Raw genomic sequence first — 16402 nt, 5'->3', positions numbered from 1 at the left:
TCCGGTTCGTTTGATTTATATTTACTTAATCCCTTGTCGTTGTTCAGAACTCTTTTTACCATAGCGTATCTAATGCTACTATCTGGTAAGTTGTAGCTATCTCTTTTCAATATGAGGGTTTCCGATGCGTATTCTTATTGTCGAAGACAATGCATTACTTCGTCACCATTTAACCGTACAGCTTAAAGAGCTTGGTCATCAGGTTGACTCCGCTGAAGATGCAAAAGAAGCTGACTACTTTTTACACGAAAGTTGCCCAGATATCGCAGTAGTTGATTTGGGCTTACCTGATGAAGACGGGCTTTCCATGATAAAACGCTGGCGTGGCGAGCACGTCAATATTCCACTTTTAGTATTGACGGCTCGGGAAAGTTGGCAAGAAAAAGTACAAGCGCTAAACAGTGGTGCAGATGACTACGTGACGAAACCTTTCCAACTAGAAGAGCTGGTCGCCCGTATGCAAGCTTTAATGCGCAGAAATAGCGGTCTCGCTTCACAAGTACTCGAATTAGGCAATTTCGTTATTGACCTCTCACGTAAAGAATTTACAGTTAACGGTGAAACCGTCAAATTAACTGCTTTTGAGTACACCATCATTGAAACACTGCTTCGCAACAATGGGAAAGTGGTTAGCAAAGACTCGTTAATGCGCCAGCTTTATCCAGATGCCGAACTTAGAGAAAGTCATACTATCGATGTTTTAATGGGCCGATTACGCAAAAAAATTCAACAATTCCATAGTGATGATGTGATTGTCACTGTACGTGGCCAAGGCTATCGTTTTGATGTGAATGGCTAATATGAAGCTACGTAAATTTAAGTTCAAGCCCCTTTCGCTACGAGCGCGTTTTCTCTGTGCAACATCAGCCGTGATCTTGGCGCTCTCTTTGTCTTACGGTATCGTAGCAATTTTGGGGTATCTAATTAGTTTCGATAAAACAACTTACACTCTATTACGTAGCCAAAGTAACTTAATTTACAGCCTAGCCCAATGGCAAAATAATAAAATTGATATTCGTGTTCCACCAAATTTCACGTTAAATAACCCTACTTTGGTTATTATTTATGATGAACAAGGTCTCGTATTATGGCGCCAACGGGATGTACCTAGCGTTGAACGGCTGATCCGTAATGATTGGCTAAAAAAAGAGGGCTTATATGAAATTGATACGGACATTCGTGAAACTCGCCAACTCCTAGACGACAACCCCGAGTTCAACACAAAATTAGACGACATGGGTAATGACGACGAACCGCTTACTCACTCCGTGTCCGTTAACCAATATGCAGCAAGCGAAAACCTGCCGCCTCTCACCATTGTCGTTGTTGATACCCTACCACAAGACTTACAAAATACCGGGTTAGTTTGGGAGTGGTTTGGTTACGTTTTACTGGCTAACTTAATTTTAGTTATCCCTTTATTATGGTTGGCCGCTTATTGGAGCCTACGGCCAATTAAATCATTAGTATCACAACTCAGTAGCCTAGAAAAAGGTGAACGGGATGCACTGGACGAGAACCCACCGTATGAGCTTCGTGGCCTAGTACGCAACCTTAATATTTTGTTAACGAATGAACGAAAGCGCTACAGTAAATATCGCACCACACTTTCTGATTTAACACACAGTTTAAAAACGCCATTAGCTGTTTTACAGTCGACATTACGCCTGCTTCGCTCAGGCAAACAAATGAATATTGAACAAGCTGAGCCTATCATGCTTGAACAAATTGGCCGTATTTCTCAGCAGGTTGGTTATTATTTGCACCGCGCATCAACGCAAGGTGATGAAAACATGATGCTACGTGAAATTTCATCTGTTCCATCAATATTAGACAGCCTTGCAAGTGCCCTACATAAAGTTTACCAGCACAAAGGGGTTTCTATTACGGTTAATGTTTCTCCTGAAATAACCTGGCTAGGTCAACCTAATGACTTCATGGAAGTGATGGGCAATATTATGGAAAATGCGTGTAAATATTGCCTTGAATTTGTCGAGGTTAGCGCTATTACGGGAGCTGATAGCTTAACATTAATTGTTGATGATGATGGTCCTGGAGTACCTGAAAGCAAACGTAGCTTAATTTTTGTTCGAGGGCAACGTGCAGATACGCTTCGTCCAGGCCAAGGTTTAGGCTTATCCATTGCCGTGGATATTATCGACCAATATGACGGGGAGATCACAATTAGTGACAGCCCTCTTGGCGGTGCTCGTTTATCCGTCACATTTAGGCAGCAATCTATGATTGAAGATAGTTAATCTGTGATATGTGTCCGTTTGCCCCCTATTTTACAAAGCATTTCCGGTATACTATTTGTGAAGTGTTTTATGAAAAGTCGTTTAGGGTGGCTAACTTGTTTACGCCCAAGATAAACCGTCACCCCATGTTTCTCATAAAGTTTATTTAGCATCATGCCATTCTATATAGGTCATTTTTCAGTATTAAGGCCGGGTATATTGCAATAAACAGATTAGCAATATTTAGCAGCTCCAAGGGACAATAAGATGGATTACAAACTAAATCTCGACTGGCAAAGTTTTCTCGACAGTCACTGGCAAAAGCGCCCATTGCTTATTAAAAAAGGGTTTGCGAATTTTATTGATCCTATCTCACCTGACGAACTTGCCGGTTTGGCAATGGAAGATGAGGTTGATAGCCGTTTGGTTAGCCATAAAGAAGGAATTTGGCAAGTTGGTCATGGCCCATTTGAAAACTATGAGCACCTCGGTGAAGAAAATTGGTCTATTTTAGTTCAGGCTGTTGACCATTGGCATCACCCAAGCTCTGCGTTGATGAAACCATTCCGTGTGCTTTCAGACTGGCGAATGGACGATTTAATGATCTCCTACTCGGTTCCCGGTGGTGGTGTAGGCCCTCACTTAGACCAATACGATGTGTTTATTATTCAAGGTGAAGGCCGCCGACATTGGCGAGTGGGCGAAAAAATCCCAATGAAACAACACTGCCCACATCCTGACTTACTGCAAGTGCAACCCTTTGATGCCATCATTGATGAAGAGATGGAACCTGGCGATATTCTCTATATCCCACCAGGGTTTCCACATGAAGGCTACGCCATTGAACCTTCATTAAATTACTCAGTTGGCTTTCGTGCACCAAATACTCGTGAATTAATCAGTAGCTTTGCTGACCACTTAATCTCTAACGATTTAGGTAGTTACCGTTATAGTGACCCCGATTTATCATTTCGTGATAACCCCGCAGAGATCTTGCAAGGTGAACAAATTAAGCTGCGTGAGATGATGGGATCACTCATTAATGACCCTGAACTATTTCGTAAATGGCTAGGTGAGTTTATCTCACAATCACGCCATGAATTAGACATTGCGCCACCTGAGCCGCCTTATGAGCAAGAAGAAATCTATGATTTACTTAAAACTCAGCAAGAAACCTTATACAAATTAAATGGTCTTAGGGCATTGCGTGTTGGCGACCAATTTTTTGTGAATGGAGAATGCTTAGAAACTGAGTGTTATGAAGCCGCTGATAGCTTATGTCGCTATGATGCTGTTAATAGCCAACTTTTAGCTGATGCCATTGATGACGTTAATTTTATCGCACTGCTTACCGCACTCGTCAATAATGGTTACTGGTATTTTGATGATTAATCGGTACCTATAATATTAAATTTGTATTTTATGAAAGGCTCATTAAATATGGGCCTTTTCTTCAAAATAATCTTATTAGTATTATATAACATCTCTCTCCTACCCATTAATAAAAACCGCTGACTGTAATTAAAATACCTTTATTAATAACTAAATTATTTATTTTAATATGTATTTCATTCCCCGTTCATATACTCCCATTATGAGTCTTACTTACCCATAAGCACGCAAAGATAAAGGACTTTATTTGATTCGATTCTAAACTCTTTTACTTCAATATCGCCAATTTTACACAGCATTAATTGCTTCTTTTAAAGATGATAACAACATGAACATAGAAACACTTTTGGCTTTATCATTGTTTTCCTTTGTGACATCCATAACGCCAGGACCCAATAATATTATGTTACTTGCTTCAGGCATTAATTTTGGATTTAGGAAAACATTGCCGCATTCATTTGGGGTATCAATCGGTTTTCTTATTATGCTCGTTGCAGTAGGGCTAGGTGTGGGCACATTAATCCAATCATCCCCTATGGTTTATTCGATATTAAAATATTTTGGAATTATTTATTTGTTCTGGCTTGCATGGAAAACGACTATTAGCCACTCAATTGCACAGACAAATAACCAAGAAATTAAACCACTAACTTTCTTAGAAGCGGCACTATTTCAATGGATAAACCCTAAAGCATGGATGATGGCGGTCTCTGGAATGGCGATGTATACCAATACAACTGCGCCCTATTTATCAATGTTGCAGGTCGCTATCATATTTGCAGCTATCAATTGGCCATGTGTTGCTATCTGGGCTATGTTTGGAAGTAAATTAAGAGAAAGGCTAAAACAACCTAAGACATTAAAGCGATTTAACTTAGTCATGGGAGTTTTACTGGCACTTAGTGGTATTTCTGTATTATTTCAATAACAACAGTAAGAGTGCTTATTGTTATAAGCCCCCTTACTTCTCAAAAAATATCACGATTGCCGTGCGTGAATAGCCGTTAGCTCCGCAATACGCATGATCACACTAACAGCCTGCTCCATACCTTCTTGTGTTATAAATTCGTGTTTACTATGGAAATTATAACCACCTGTAAAAATATTTGGGCACGGTAAGCCGCGATGTGAAAGCTGAGCACCGTCGGTACCACCACGAACAGGTTGAATAACGGGCTCAATGCCACAATCAAGCATTGCTTGTTTCGCTAATTCAATAACATGTGGGTACTTCATGACCTCTTTATGCATGTTATAATAGGTATCATCAAGCGTCAGTTCGATATAACAGCTTGGATGTAGCCCTTCGCCAACTTTTTCAGCAATTCGAATGATATTTTTCTTCCTAGCTTCAAAGCCTGCTAAGTCAAAATCACGAATAATATAATTCAACTCGGCCTTTTCTACTGTCCCTTTTAACGATGTTAAATGATAAAACCCTTCATATCCCTCTGTATTTTCAGGTGTTTCATCAGGAGGTAACATCGAGTGAATACGATTCGCTAAACCTAATGCATTAACCATCACCCCTTTGGCTGTACCTGGATGGGTGTTATTACCGACAATTTTAATCGAAACATTGGCCGCATTAAAATTTTCATACTCTAATTCACCAACACCACCACCATCGACGGTATAGGCCCACAATGCATCAAATTGTTTAAAATCGATATGGCGAGCCCCGCGTCCTATCTCTTCATCAGGTGTAAATGCAAGACAGATTTTACCATGCGGAATATTCTTTTCCTTTAAGCGTACTAATGCTGTAATGATTTCTGCAATACCCGCTTTGTCATCGGCACCGAGTAAAGTTTTACCATCGGTCATGATCAGGGTTTTGCCAATCATTTCATGGAGTACCGGAAACATCACAGGGGATAGCACTTCATCACCAATACCTAACGCAATATCCCCTCCTCGATAATTTTCGAGTATTTGTGGACTCACGTTTTTACCTGAGAAATCAGGCGCTGTGTCTAAATGTGAAATAAAACCAATCGTTGGAACATCCCAACTAACATTTGATGGCAAATAGGCCATCACGCAACCTTGGTCGCTTAGTGTTATTTTTTCAAAACCTAATTCGTTCAGCTCATTAACTAATGCACGGGCAAACTTTAACTGTCCCGCACTGCTCGGTACTGTTTTTGCGTTTAGTTTTGACTGTGTGTCGAAAGCGGTATATTCAAAAAACCGCTCTAAGAGTTTGTCCATACCCTTCCCCCTAAAATATTAATGCTCATATTATGGGAAAGATCACAGATTCAATTATTGTCTCAAATCAGCTTTCCTGTTAATGCTCACTATTTTTATGATAAATCTTTAATAAAATTTATTTTTCAGCCTATTTTTTTATTGATTAACTATTATAGTCACAATCAGCACATATAATTAATAAAGCTAATAATCAAATTATATTAATTAGTAGGTTGTTCGTTATTTGTTACCTAAAAACACTCCATTTGGTTAACTTTCACTCACCCACTACACAGATCATCAATTATTAAATTGAAATAGTGTGCTATATATGATGTCTAATTTTTTATTTATTAGCTAATTAATAAACAAAACGAAATTTTACTCGTTAATAGGAATGTTCATGTCAAAAACATGTTTAATTTATGGTGTCAGCAAAGGCTTAGGCAAGGCATTAGTCGAAGGATTTCCTGAAAAAGTAGACCATATTTATGGTGTTTCCCGCTCAAAACCTCCTTTTGAACAAACTAATTTTACGTGGATCCCTGCTGATTTAAATGACATTAATAGTGCAAATGCCATTAAGCATGTTATTCAAAATCAACCTATTCATACTTTAATTTATAACGTTGGCATATGGGAAAAACTGGCGTTTAATGAGGAGTACCAATTTGAATCGACTGATGACATAGAGTTACTCAATATGGTTCAAACCAATATAAGCGCTTGTTTATTAAACTTAAAAGCGCTTTTACCTAATTTGCGCCTAGCAAAAAACAGTAAGATTATATTGATTGGTTCCACATGGGGTTTAGATAATCATAATGGCAAGGAAGTCACCTTTTCTGCCACCAAATATGCCCTCAGAGGAATAGCTCAGTCATTAAGAGAAACTCTGCGAGAAGATAAAATAGCAATATCAGTCATAAACTTAGGTTATCTAGCAACTGAGTTCCCATTAACTGTTTCTGTCGATGAAGTCATTGAAAGAAGTGATGGGCAATTAATCCCATTACAAGATGTTGTCAATGCCGTACGCTTTATCGCCAATACCAGCAATGCAACTTGCGTCAAAGAAATTACAATGCCCGCTATGATGGATACGAATGTCTAATCTATAAGAGAAAACAATGCGTTTTCCCTTATATTGCCATATATTGAAAGCTTATTGCGTGGTATTCGTTGTCTGTAACTCAGTAATAAGCTTATTAATATATTCAACAACGACTTTGCTAGCTAAACCATAGTGTTTTTCATCGAACTCACTTTCCACTTGGCTAGGCTCTAAATTAAGTTCTACCGTATGGGCCCCATGTAATTTTGCCTCATGGACAAAACCTGCAGCAGGGTAAACATGGCCAGACGTCCCAATAGAAATAAAAATAGTCGCCGATTCAATGGATTGATAAATATAATCCATGCCAATTGGCATTTCACCAAACCAAACAATGTGAGGTCTTAGCGGTTGAGGAAATTGACAACAATGACAACGATCATCCGTGGATAAATCCCCTTTCCACTCCAATACTTGATTTGACCAATTACAGCGAACTTTTAATAGCTCTCCATGCATATGGATAACCCGCTGACTCCCCGCTCTTTCATGCAAATTATCTATATTTTGCGTAATTAACAAAAAGCGGTCACCAAAAAGTTCTTCAAGCTGTGCAAGTGCATAGTGAGCAGCATTAGGCTTAATATTTTCTTGCTGTAACTGCCGACGCCGCTCATTATAAAAACGTTGTACTAATTCAGGATCACGCTCGAAACCTTCAGGAGTAGCGACATCTTCAACGCGATGCTCCTCCCATAACCCATCCGCAGAACGGAATGTTTGGATCCCAGATTCAGCTGAAATTCCAGCCCCCGTCAAAACGACGATATTGACATTTTTCATGTTATCCAATCTATTATCTATATAAAAAGACCGGTTACGAAGTCGCTGGCGGCGTATACATTTATTCTTACGAGCTTTTTTTAACCTATAACGAAATCGCAACATCAAAGCTTCCTTTCATCCATATAACCAATAAATTTATACCGTATTAAATATTAATTGTTTTCTATCATGTCATTACGACATGAATTTATAAACCTTGATTGTTTGAAATTATTTAAAACAATCAAGCTCAAGTGTGTATTTTATTGGCATATTAACCATTTCCTTACCATAACTGATGACATTATCTAAATGTTAACATACTAAAACGCATCATCATGCTGAATGCAAATAAAAATATCGAAGGTATCGATTTTGTCACTTTTTGTTCATGAAAATGACATCATATCTTCATAAATACGCCATAAAACCGACACAATGGGAAAACAATAAAAAAACCTTTCTCGTTCACTCTGAGTGCAGTTAAAATACGCCTCGCAGATTTTACTGTGTTATTAACTCACCACTACAAGGGATTTCATGGAAAAGTTTTTTGAAAGAGCGATGTATGCTTCACGTTGGATTTTAGCGCCTATCTATTTTGGGCTTTCACTGACACTATTGGCTTTAACCATTAAGTTCTTTCAAGAGCTGTACCATATTTTGCCAAATATCTTTTCAATTCCTGAAGCGGACTTAATTTTGACGCTATTATCATTGATTGATATGGCATTAGTCGGTGGGTTATTGGTGATGGTGATGTTTTCAGGTTATGAGAACTTTGTTTCCCAAATGGATATTCCTGACAGCAGCGAAAAACTCGGCTGGCTTGGAAAAATGGACGCTTCATCATTAAAAAATAAAGTCGCGGCTTCCATTGTTGCAATTTCCTCAATTCACTTGTTAAAAATCTTCATGGACTTAAAAGGTGTCTCAAATGACAAACTAATGTGGTATGTCATTATCCATTTAACCTTTGTATTGTCTGCATTCGTTATGGGTTATCTAGATAAAATGACAAAAAAATAAACAGTAAAATTTATTTTCAAAGTGCCTAATCTCGACAGATAGGCACTTATCTGTTGGCTAATCTTATCTTTATTCCCCTCTTCATTTTCCGCGTTGTGTTACCATCACTGTCCTGAATACCAGTAGCAAGGATACTCAACATGAGCCAACATTTTGTCGGCAAATATGAAGCTGAGATTAAATTTCAATTACCAGACCCTGACACTTTTTTGTATAAAATAAGAGCCGACTTAGCTGAACCCTTTACGGAAAATAATACAGAAACAGATTACTTCTATGAAAACCCGCATTTACCACTGGCCGACAATAACGTCAGCATGTGTGTACGTGAAATGGTGCCATCAGGCATAAAATTATGGATAGTTAAAGGCCCAGGGGTTTCTGAATGCAAAGCCATTAATATTGATGACTGCCGCCATGTACAAAACATGTTGACGACACTGGGATACCATTGCTACTTAACCACGACAAAGGTAAGAAGTATTTATTTTCTGAATGACATACACATTACAATTGACCATCTTAGTGGGATCGGTTGGTTTGCTGAGTTTGCCATCATGACTGATGAGCAAGATTTACTTGATAGTTTATATAAAAGGTTGATGGCGACGGCCAAAAAGTATGGATTTACAGAAGAAATGGTCGAAACTCGCAGCTATAGACACATGTTTTTAACTGCACAGTCATCAAATAAAGAGCCAATAAATTTTTAGCGCCATCCCCTAAAAATAATTAGCTCTTTACCCCTAATAACTATTGGCCACTCAGGATCCGTGCTGGGTCTAACTTACTCGCTCGGCGAGCCGGATACCAGCTGGCTAGCAGGCTTAATATAATGGTTGTAATTAAAACATAAACCACATCCATAACATGCAATTCAGAAGGTAAAAAATCAATAAAATAGACATCGCCGGATAAAATTGGATGGCCAACAATAGCCTCTATGACCTTGATCATTGACGTTAAATTTAATGATATGGCGACCCCAAGTACTGCGCCAATCAAAGAACCAACAAGGCCACCCAACAAACCATACCATAAGAAAATAGCGCGGATTTGCCTATCTTTTGCCCCTAAGGTTCGCAATACAGCGATATCACTACTTTTATCTTTAACGGCCATAACAAGCGTAGAAACAATATTAAAACAGGCAACACCGATGACTAAGATCATAGCTAAGTACATGATACTTCTAACCATTTGAATATCATTGTACATGTAGCCATAATCACCAATCCAACTTTTTACAACAACATGATGCATAGTTTTCAAACCTGCATCATAAACGACTTGATCGGCAATAAATGGGTCTGTGGCTTTGATTTCAAACCCTGTCACACCATCCCCATAGTCGAGGTATTCCTGTGCATCGGCGAGTGGAACAAGAGCCAATTGGTGATCTAGCAGGCCACTAAGTTTAAAAACCCCTGTCACCTGCACACGAATACGCTTAGGCTGCTGAATTTTTAAGCTAGCATCCGTATTTGGGATCATGATTGTCACCCAATCCCCAACCTTCACATTCAATGCATCAGCCACACCTTGGCCTAAAATAATCGATTGTTTACCCGCTTCAAAATGCTGCCAAGCGTCATTGAGAATAAACTGTGGTAATGCGCTGACTTGTGACTGAGTTTCTCGTGAAACTCCCATCACTTGGATTGCTTTTAAATTTGCGCCACGCTCAAGCAACCCAGTAAAATTGATGTAAGGGCTAACGCCTTCTACACCCGGTGTTTTCCGAATAACTTGTTCAGCAAATTCCAAATCTTTATAAGGAGGTTTAACTGCATATATTTGCCCATGGGGAACGACAGATAATACACGGTTATTTAATTCACGCTCAAAGCCGTTCATCGCGCTCAAACCGATAATGAGCACCGCAACCCCGAGAACAATACCCAACGTTGAAACTATCGAGACTAACGAGACCATCCCAGTTCGACGTCGGCCACGGCTGAAACGTAGCGCCGTGAGTAGTGAAAGAGGCAATTTAGACATTACCGAGCCCCCAAGGTAATTTCCTGCTGCAAATGCCCATCACGCATTTCCAATTGGCGAGATAACCGGCGAGCCAGTGTCATATCATGAGTGACCACTAAAAATGCGGTCCGCTGTGTTCGGTTTAATTCCCCCAGCAATTCAAAAATGGCGTCTGCATTACGTAAATCCAGATTACCTGTCGGCTCATCGGCTAAAACCAATGCTGGCTCATTCACTAACGCCCTTGCAATAGCAACACGCTGACGCTCTCCCCCTGATAATTCAGAAGGACGATGCCCTGCCCGATGTGCTAGCCCGACGGCTTCTAGCATTTCGGTCGCTTTCGAAAATGCTGTTTCTTTCGCAACCTTGCCAATTAATAAAGGCATCGCCACATTCTCTAGGGCGGTAAAATCCGGTAAAAGATGATGAAATTGGTAAATAAAACCTAAATCTTTATTACGAATAGCCGCACGTTCATCTGAGGATAATTGATTAATATGCTGCCCACGAAAAATGACATTCCCTTCTGATGGGGTATCTAGGCCACCCAGTAAATGTAATAAGGTACTTTTACCTGAACCAGAACTTCCCACAATGGCCATCATTTCCCCAAGCCCCATGGAGAAACTGACATTTTTCAACACTTGCGTCGACAATGTCCCTTCTTGATATGTTTTACTTAAATTTTCACAGACCAGAAGTGGTTGTTTATTCATAACGTAAAGCCTCAGCAGGTTGAACCGCTGCTGCACGCCAAGAAGGATAAAGCGTTGCCAGCAGAGAAATCAGCATTGCACTCAGTGCAATAATTAAAATACCAGAGTAATCAAGCACAATAGGTAAAGAGACACCTTTGGGTAATAAACCAATCAGCGGCATAATGATATTCAGTTGACTAGACAGTATTGTGCCTAATATTGTGCCGATGAGTGAGCCAATCACCCCCGCCCCTGCACCTTGGATCATAAATATCATTAAAATACGCCAACGTTTGAGACCAAGAGTTTTTAAAATAGCCACTTCACCTTGCTTTTCCATCACTAACAATGATAGCGAGGTAATAATGTTAAATGCCGCCACTGCGATAATTAAGCTGAGCAATAAGCCCATCATATTTTTTTCCATGCGAACGGCTTGGAAAAACTCCCCTTTACGCTCTCGCCAGTCTTTCCACACTAAGCCGTCTGGTAACGTTTGCTGACTCAGAACGTCAACCTTTAAAGGTTCATCCAAATACAAACGCCACCCAGTAATGTGCCCTGTTGGATAACGTAGCATACGTGCAGCATCTTGCTGTGCGACAACCAATTCGCTCGTATCCGCTTCCCCATTCGTTTGGAAAATGCCTGCAACGGTGAATAAGCGCTGACTTGGAATACGCCCCATCGGTGTTAACTGACTCACCCCAGGAATAATTAAGCGAACTTCATCACCACGTTTTACGCCAAGCGTTTCAGCCAGTTTGTTTCCCAGAAAAACATTATAACTGCCTTCTTTAAGATCACTACGTTGCCCAACAACCAGTTTATCCAATAACAGCGAAGGTTCTTCGGGTTCAATCCCCCCCATGACACCAACGCCAACATTGGTTCGGCTTTGTAGTACCACATCAGATTGCACAATAGGTGCGACATGGCTAACACCGTTTAAATGCTGTAGATCGGTTATTGGATATTTTGCTGGGTCTATGTTTCCAGAGGCAGAGGTTAAAATTGCCTGCGGCATATAAGCAAGTATGCTATCTTGTAAAGATCGCTCGAACCCATTCATCACTGAAGTGACGGTTATCAATGCCGTCACGCCCAGTGTGATGCCAATAGCAGATAAACTGGAAACGAAACGCCCAAATTTATCTGCAGCGCGCCCACGTAAATAACGTAGGCCTATAAATAATGAGACAGATTGGTGCATGAAATCTATGATGCCCCTGTTGCCAAAGCGAAGTGTTCAGCGATAATAAAGGGTACGATTGATGAATGGAACCACTCGATGGTTTTTTTTCTGCTTTGGATGCCTTTTTGTCTGACTTTCAGACGAATTACGGGTTAAAACTGATTGTTTTGTTCCGAATTTTGTAGTTTAACTATTCATTGATTAACTTAACTATTTTTCGTACAAAATTTGGCTATGTTTGTGCTAACTCTTGTTTAACCGCTTACTAATCGCTGTGAGATACCGAAGATTTCTATGTTGTCAAAATTTCGTTATGAACTCCCTAGTCGTAGTGGCGATGTTCGCCATTTAGGTTGCCTTATCGGGGCGGCTGGTGCACTTGAATGTGGAGAAATAATACAACGTCATCAAGGGCCTGTTATCATCGTGACACGTGACATGCAAAATGCATTACGTTTAAAAGATGAAATTCAACAGTTTACACAACACCCTATAGAGACACTTTCTGATTGGGAAACATTGCCATATGACAATTTCTCCCCCCACCAGGAAATTATTTCTCATCGTTTATCGACTTTGTACCGCTTGTCCAGTTTACAAAAAGGCGCGTTAATTCTTCCCGTCAATACACTGATGCAAAAAGTCTGCCCTGCTGACTTTTTAACCAGTCATGCCTTGGTGATGGCAAAAGGTGATAAACTTTCCCGTGATAACTTACGCAATGAGCTCGATAACGCGGGTTACCGTCATGTAGAACAAGTTTTAGAACATGGCGAATATGCAACACGCGGAGCGCTGCTCGATTTATTTCCAATGGGAAGTTCATTACCGTTTCGTATTGATTTCTTTGATGATGAAATTGATAGCTTGCGAACTTTTGACGTTGACTCGCAAAGAACCCTCGAGGAAGTCGAGCAAATTAATTTACTCCCAGCGCATGAGTTCCCGACCGATAAAGACGCGATTGAACGTTTCCGCAGCCAATGGCGCGAGCGTTTTGAAGTTCGCCGTGACCCAGAACATATTTACCAACAAGTCAGTAAAAACACCTTACCAACGGGTATCGAGTATTGGCAGCCTTTATTCTTCGCACAGCCATTGCCCTCTTTATTTGAGTATTTACCGCCATCAAGCTTAATTGTTTCGCAAAGCTTACAAGAGGCCGCTGAACGCTTTCAGGTTGACACCCAGCAGCGGTATGAAAGCCGCGGTGTCGACCCAATGCGCCCATTGCTCCCGCCATCTGAACTCTGGCTAACCGTTGAACAACTTAATCAATCGTTAAAAAACTGGCCACGTATTCAGTTATCTCCCGAGTCTCTGCCCAAAAAAGCGGCAAATACCAATTTAGATTATCTGCCATTGCCTGATATCAGCACACAAGGGCAAAGCAAAACGCCACTCGAAAAATTGCGGCAGTTTACTGAACAGTTCGATGGAACTATCGTCTTTTCTGTCGAAAGCGAAGGCCGACGTGAAACCGTTACCGAACTATTAGCTCGTTTAAAAATTCGCCCTGAAATTATTCAAAGCTATACTAGCCCTGCGGACAACCGGTTTGCCATCACCATTGGGGCCGCTGAACATGGCTTTATTCAGTCTGATATCCATAAAGCACTAATTTGTGAAAGCGATTTACTTGGAGAGCGTGTTGTTCGCCGTCGGTCAGACAATCGCCGCGCCATTAATACCGATACCCTCATTCGTAATTTAGCTGAGTTACGCACTGGGCAACCTGTTGTGCATATTGAGCATGGTGTGGGTCGTTACCAAGGGCTCATTACCTTAGAAGCGGGCGGAATTAAAGCTGAATATTTAATTTTAACCTATGCGGGTAATGATAAACTGTATGTTCCTGTTTCTTCACTCCATTTAATTAGTCGTTATGCCGGTGGTGCGGATGAAAATGCCCCATTGCATAAATTAGGCAGTGATAGCTGGGGACGCGCACGTCAGAAAGCCGCAGAAAAAGTACGTGATGTTGCGGCCGAACTTCTTGATATCTATGCACAACGAGCCGCTAAGGCTGGCTTTGCATTTAAGCATGATAAACAGCAATACCAAGAGTTTTGTCAAGGTTTTCCATTCGAAACAACACCTGACCAAGAAGCCGCCATCAATGCTGTTCTCAGTGACATGTGCCAGCCATTAGCGATGGATCGTCTCGTTTGTGGCGATGTGGGCTTTGGTAAAACCGAAGTGGCAATGCGAGCCGCATTCCTTGCGATTAATAATAACAAGCAAGTTGCCGTGTTAGTCCCCACGACACTACTTGCACAGCAGCACTATGATAACTTTAAAGATAGGTTTGCTAACTGGCCTGTTCGCATCGAAATGTTGTCACGCTTTAAAACAGCGAAAGAGCAACAACAAATTATTACCCAGACCGCTGAAGGCAAAGTGGATATTCTGATTGGTACCCACAAGTTGCTACAAAGTGACTTGGTATGGAAAGATTTAGGCTTACTTGTCGTCGATGAAGAGCACCGCTTTGGTGTCCGTCATAAAGAACGGATCAAAGCCATGCGTGCAGACGTTGATATCTTAACACTCACTGCCACACCTATCCCTCGTACGCTCAATATGGCCATGAGTGGTATGCGTGATTTATCTATCATCGCCACACCACCCGCGCGCCGCTTGGCCGTAAAAACCTTTGTACGCCAATATGATGACTTAGTTGTCCGTGAAGCAATTTTACGTGAAACCTTGCGTGGTGGCCAAGTTTATTACCTTTACAATGATGTTGAAAATATTGAAAAAGCAAAAGCACGCCTTGAAGAGTTAGTCCCTGAAGCGCGTTTTGTTGTTGGCCATGGTCAAATGCGTGAGCGTGAATTAGAACGCGTAATGACAGATTTCCATCATCAACGTTTTAATGTATTGATATGCACAACAATTATTGAAACGGGTATTGATATACCGACGGCTAATACCATTATTATTGAACGTGCTGACCATTTCGGGTTAGCGCAACTCCATCAACTACGTGGCCGAGTGGGTCGTTCTCACCATCAAGCCTATGCATACTTGCTCACCCCGCATCCAAAAGCCATGACCACCGATGCACATAAACGCCTTGAAGCCATTTCTTCACTGGAAGATTTAGGTGCTGGGTTTGCTTTGGCAACTCATGATTTAGAAATTCGTGGCGCTGGCGAATTACTCGGTGAAGATCAAAGTGGGCAAATGACCACAATTGGTTTTACCCTCTATATGGAGCTTTTAGAAAGTGCTGTTGATGCGCTAAAAGAAGGTCGTGAGCCTTCACTAGAAGATTTAACTAGCCAACAAACAGAGGTTGAGTTACGTATGCCTGTTCTGTTGCCTGACGACTATATTCACGATGTGAATATTCGCTTATCTTTCTATAAGCGAATAGCTAGTGCAAAAGACAGCCAAGAACTCGACGACTTACGTACAGAGCTAATCGATCGTTTTGGTAGCTTACCTGATGCAGGTAAATTCTTATTAACGAATGCAGCTATTCGATTACAAGCTCAAGCCCTTGGTATTAAACGGATTGAAGCCCATGAAAACGGTGGGTTTATTGAGTTTAGTGATAAAAATAAAGTCGACCCAAGTTTCTTAATAAGCTTATTACAAAACCAGCCACAAACTTATCGGTTAGATGGCCCTGTTCGACTAAAATTTTTCCATGATTTAACCGAAAGAGTCTATCGATTAGAGTTTATTAAGCAATTACTCACTGGGTTTGAAGAACATCAAATCATCTAGATTTAACACTGTAAAATGATAAAGGCGACACTCATGTCGCCTTTATCATTTT

General features: G+C 40.7%; 13 protein-coding genes. 8 read left to right on the top strand and 5 right to left on the bottom strand.

Going from position 1 to position 16402, the window contains the following annotated elements; all coding sequences use genetic code 11:
- Positions 1–124 precede the first annotated feature (124 nt).
- The 4 genes from phoP (at position 125) to G6Q48_RS04485 (ending at position 4557) form a co-directional block, all read left to right on the top strand.
- Positions 125–799 carry a two-component system response regulator PhoP gene (gene phoP / locus G6Q48_RS04500; RefSeq protein ID WP_125891179.1) on the top strand — a complete coding sequence of 225 codons (675 nt, stop codon included), beginning with the start codon at positions 125–127 and terminating at the stop codon, positions 797–799.
- A 1-nt stretch (position 800) separates the two neighbouring features.
- Positions 801–2258 carry a two-component system sensor histidine kinase PhoQ gene (gene phoQ, locus G6Q48_RS04495; protein WP_181490123.1) on the top strand — a complete coding sequence of 486 codons (1458 nt, stop codon included), beginning with the start codon at positions 801–803 and terminating at the stop codon, positions 2256–2258.
- Between the two features lie 246 nt (positions 2259–2504).
- Complete coding sequence (locus tag G6Q48_RS04490; protein WP_102137746.1) at positions 2505–3629, top strand: ribosomal protein uL16 3-hydroxylase; 1125 nt, start codon at positions 2505–2507, stop codon at positions 3627–3629.
- Between the two features lie 328 nt (positions 3630–3957).
- Positions 3958–4557: a LysE family translocator gene (locus G6Q48_RS04485; protein ID WP_166264667.1), complete on the top strand. Its 600-nt coding sequence runs from the start codon at positions 3958–3960 to the stop codon at positions 4555–4557.
- 50 nt (positions 4558–4607) lie between these two features.
- On the opposite strand, the gene pepT is transcribed toward G6Q48_RS04485, so the two are convergent.
- Positions 4608–5843 carry a peptidase T gene (pepT, locus tag G6Q48_RS04480; protein ID WP_166264665.1) on the bottom strand — a complete coding sequence of 412 codons (1236 nt, stop codon included), beginning with the start codon at positions 5841–5843 and terminating at the stop codon, positions 4608–4610.
- A gap of 385 nt (positions 5844–6228) precedes the next feature.
- On the opposite strand from pepT, the gene G6Q48_RS04475 reads away from it, so the two are divergent.
- A complete protein-coding gene (locus G6Q48_RS04475) occupies positions 6229–6939 on the top strand; it encodes an SDR family oxidoreductase (protein ID WP_166264663.1) in 711 nt (236 codons plus the stop codon).
- 51 nt (positions 6940–6990) lie between these two features.
- Here the strand turns inward: G6Q48_RS04475 and cobB are convergent, their stop codons facing one another.
- Positions 6991–7824: a Sir2 family NAD+-dependent deacetylase gene (gene cobB / locus G6Q48_RS04470; RefSeq protein WP_102137806.1), complete on the bottom strand. Its 834-nt coding sequence runs from the start codon at positions 7822–7824 to the stop codon at positions 6991–6993.
- A 420-nt stretch (positions 7825–8244) separates the two neighbouring features.
- Here cobB and G6Q48_RS04465 point away from each other — a divergent pair, with 420 nt between their 5' ends.
- Together G6Q48_RS04465 and G6Q48_RS04460 are read left to right on the top strand one after the other, a co-directional pair.
- Positions 8245–8733: a TIGR00645 family protein gene (locus G6Q48_RS04465; RefSeq protein WP_102137742.1), complete on the top strand. Its 489-nt coding sequence runs from the start codon at positions 8245–8247 to the stop codon at positions 8731–8733.
- Positions 8734–8873: 140 nt separating this feature from the next.
- Positions 8874–9446, top strand: coding sequence for a class IV adenylate cyclase (locus tag G6Q48_RS04460; RefSeq protein WP_102137741.1), 573 nt, complete (start codon positions 8874–8876; stop codon positions 9444–9446).
- Between the two features lie 40 nt (positions 9447–9486).
- Here the strand turns inward: G6Q48_RS04460 and lolE are convergent, their stop codons facing one another.
- The 3 genes from lolE to lolC are packed head-to-tail and all read right to left on the bottom strand — an operon-like array spanning position 9487 to position 12630.
- Positions 9487–10734: a lipoprotein-releasing ABC transporter permease subunit LolE gene (lolE, locus tag G6Q48_RS04455; protein WP_166264661.1), complete on the bottom strand. Its 1248-nt coding sequence runs from the start codon at positions 10732–10734 to the stop codon at positions 9487–9489.
- On the bottom strand, positions 10734–11435 hold the full coding sequence (lolD, locus tag G6Q48_RS04450) for a lipoprotein-releasing ABC transporter ATP-binding protein LolD (protein ID WP_125891188.1): 702 nt from the start codon (positions 11433–11435) through the stop codon (positions 10734–10736). Before lolD ends, lolE begins: the two co-directional genes overlap by 1 nt.
- Complete coding sequence (gene lolC, locus G6Q48_RS04445) at positions 11428–12630, bottom strand: lipoprotein-releasing ABC transporter permease subunit LolC (protein WP_102137738.1); 1203 nt, start codon at positions 12628–12630, stop codon at positions 11428–11430. The genes lolD and lolC overlap by 8 nt, the downstream gene beginning before the upstream one ends.
- 276 nt (positions 12631–12906) lie before the next feature.
- Here lolC and mfd point away from each other — a divergent pair, with 276 nt between their 5' ends.
- Positions 12907–16350: a transcription-repair coupling factor gene (mfd, locus tag G6Q48_RS04440; protein WP_102137737.1), complete on the top strand. Its 3444-nt coding sequence runs from the start codon at positions 12907–12909 to the stop codon at positions 16348–16350.
- The last annotated feature ends 52 nt before the right edge of the window (positions 16351–16402 follow it).

The organism is Providencia sp. M-27, assembly GCF_011077905.1.
GTDB classification, from domain to species: Bacteria; Pseudomonadota; Gammaproteobacteria; order Enterobacterales; family Enterobacteriaceae; genus Providencia; species Providencia huaxiensis.
The sequence above is the reverse complement of the archived record's forward strand: the minus strand, read 5'-3'. Positions and strand labels throughout refer to the sequence as shown.

What these genes read in the sequence shown, in the direction of transcription:
- phoP (WP_125891179.1), top strand. Translation starts at nt 125, where the DNA reads ATGCGTATTCTTATTGTCGAAGACAATGCATTACTTCGTCACCATTTA.
- phoQ (WP_181490123.1), top strand. Translation starts at nt 801, where the DNA reads ATGAAGCTACGTAAATTTAAGTTCAAGCCCCTTTCGCTACGAGCGCGT.
- G6Q48_RS04490 (WP_102137746.1), top strand. Translation starts at nt 2,505, where the DNA reads ATGGATTACAAACTAAATCTCGACTGGCAAAGTTTTCTCGACAGTCAC.
- G6Q48_RS04485 (WP_166264667.1), top strand. Translation starts at nt 3,958, where the DNA reads ATGAACATAGAAACACTTTTGGCTTTATCATTGTTTTCCTTTGTGACA.
- pepT (WP_166264665.1), bottom strand. Translation starts at nt 5,843, where the DNA reads ATGGACAAACTCTTAGAGCGGTTTTTTGAATATACCGCTTTCGACACA.
- G6Q48_RS04475 (WP_166264663.1), top strand. Translation starts at nt 6,229, where the DNA reads ATGTCAAAAACATGTTTAATTTATGGTGTCAGCAAAGGCTTAGGCAAG.
- G6Q48_RS04465 (WP_102137742.1), top strand. Translation starts at nt 8,245, where the DNA reads ATGGAAAAGTTTTTTGAAAGAGCGATGTATGCTTCACGTTGGATTTTA.
- G6Q48_RS04460 (WP_102137741.1), top strand. Translation starts at nt 8,874, where the DNA reads ATGAGCCAACATTTTGTCGGCAAATATGAAGCTGAGATTAAATTTCAA.
- lolE (WP_166264661.1), bottom strand. Translation starts at nt 10,734, where the DNA reads ATGTCTAAATTGCCTCTTTCACTACTCACGGCGCTACGTTTCAGCCGT.
- lolD (WP_125891188.1), bottom strand. Translation starts at nt 11,435, where the DNA reads ATGAATAAACAACCACTTCTGGTCTGTGAAAATTTAAGTAAAACATAT.
- lolC (WP_102137738.1), bottom strand. Translation starts at nt 12,630, where the DNA reads ATGCACCAATCTGTCTCATTATTTATAGGCCTACGTTATTTACGTGGG.
- mfd (WP_102137737.1), top strand. Translation starts at nt 12,907, where the DNA reads ATGTTGTCAAAATTTCGTTATGAACTCCCTAGTCGTAGTGGCGATGTT.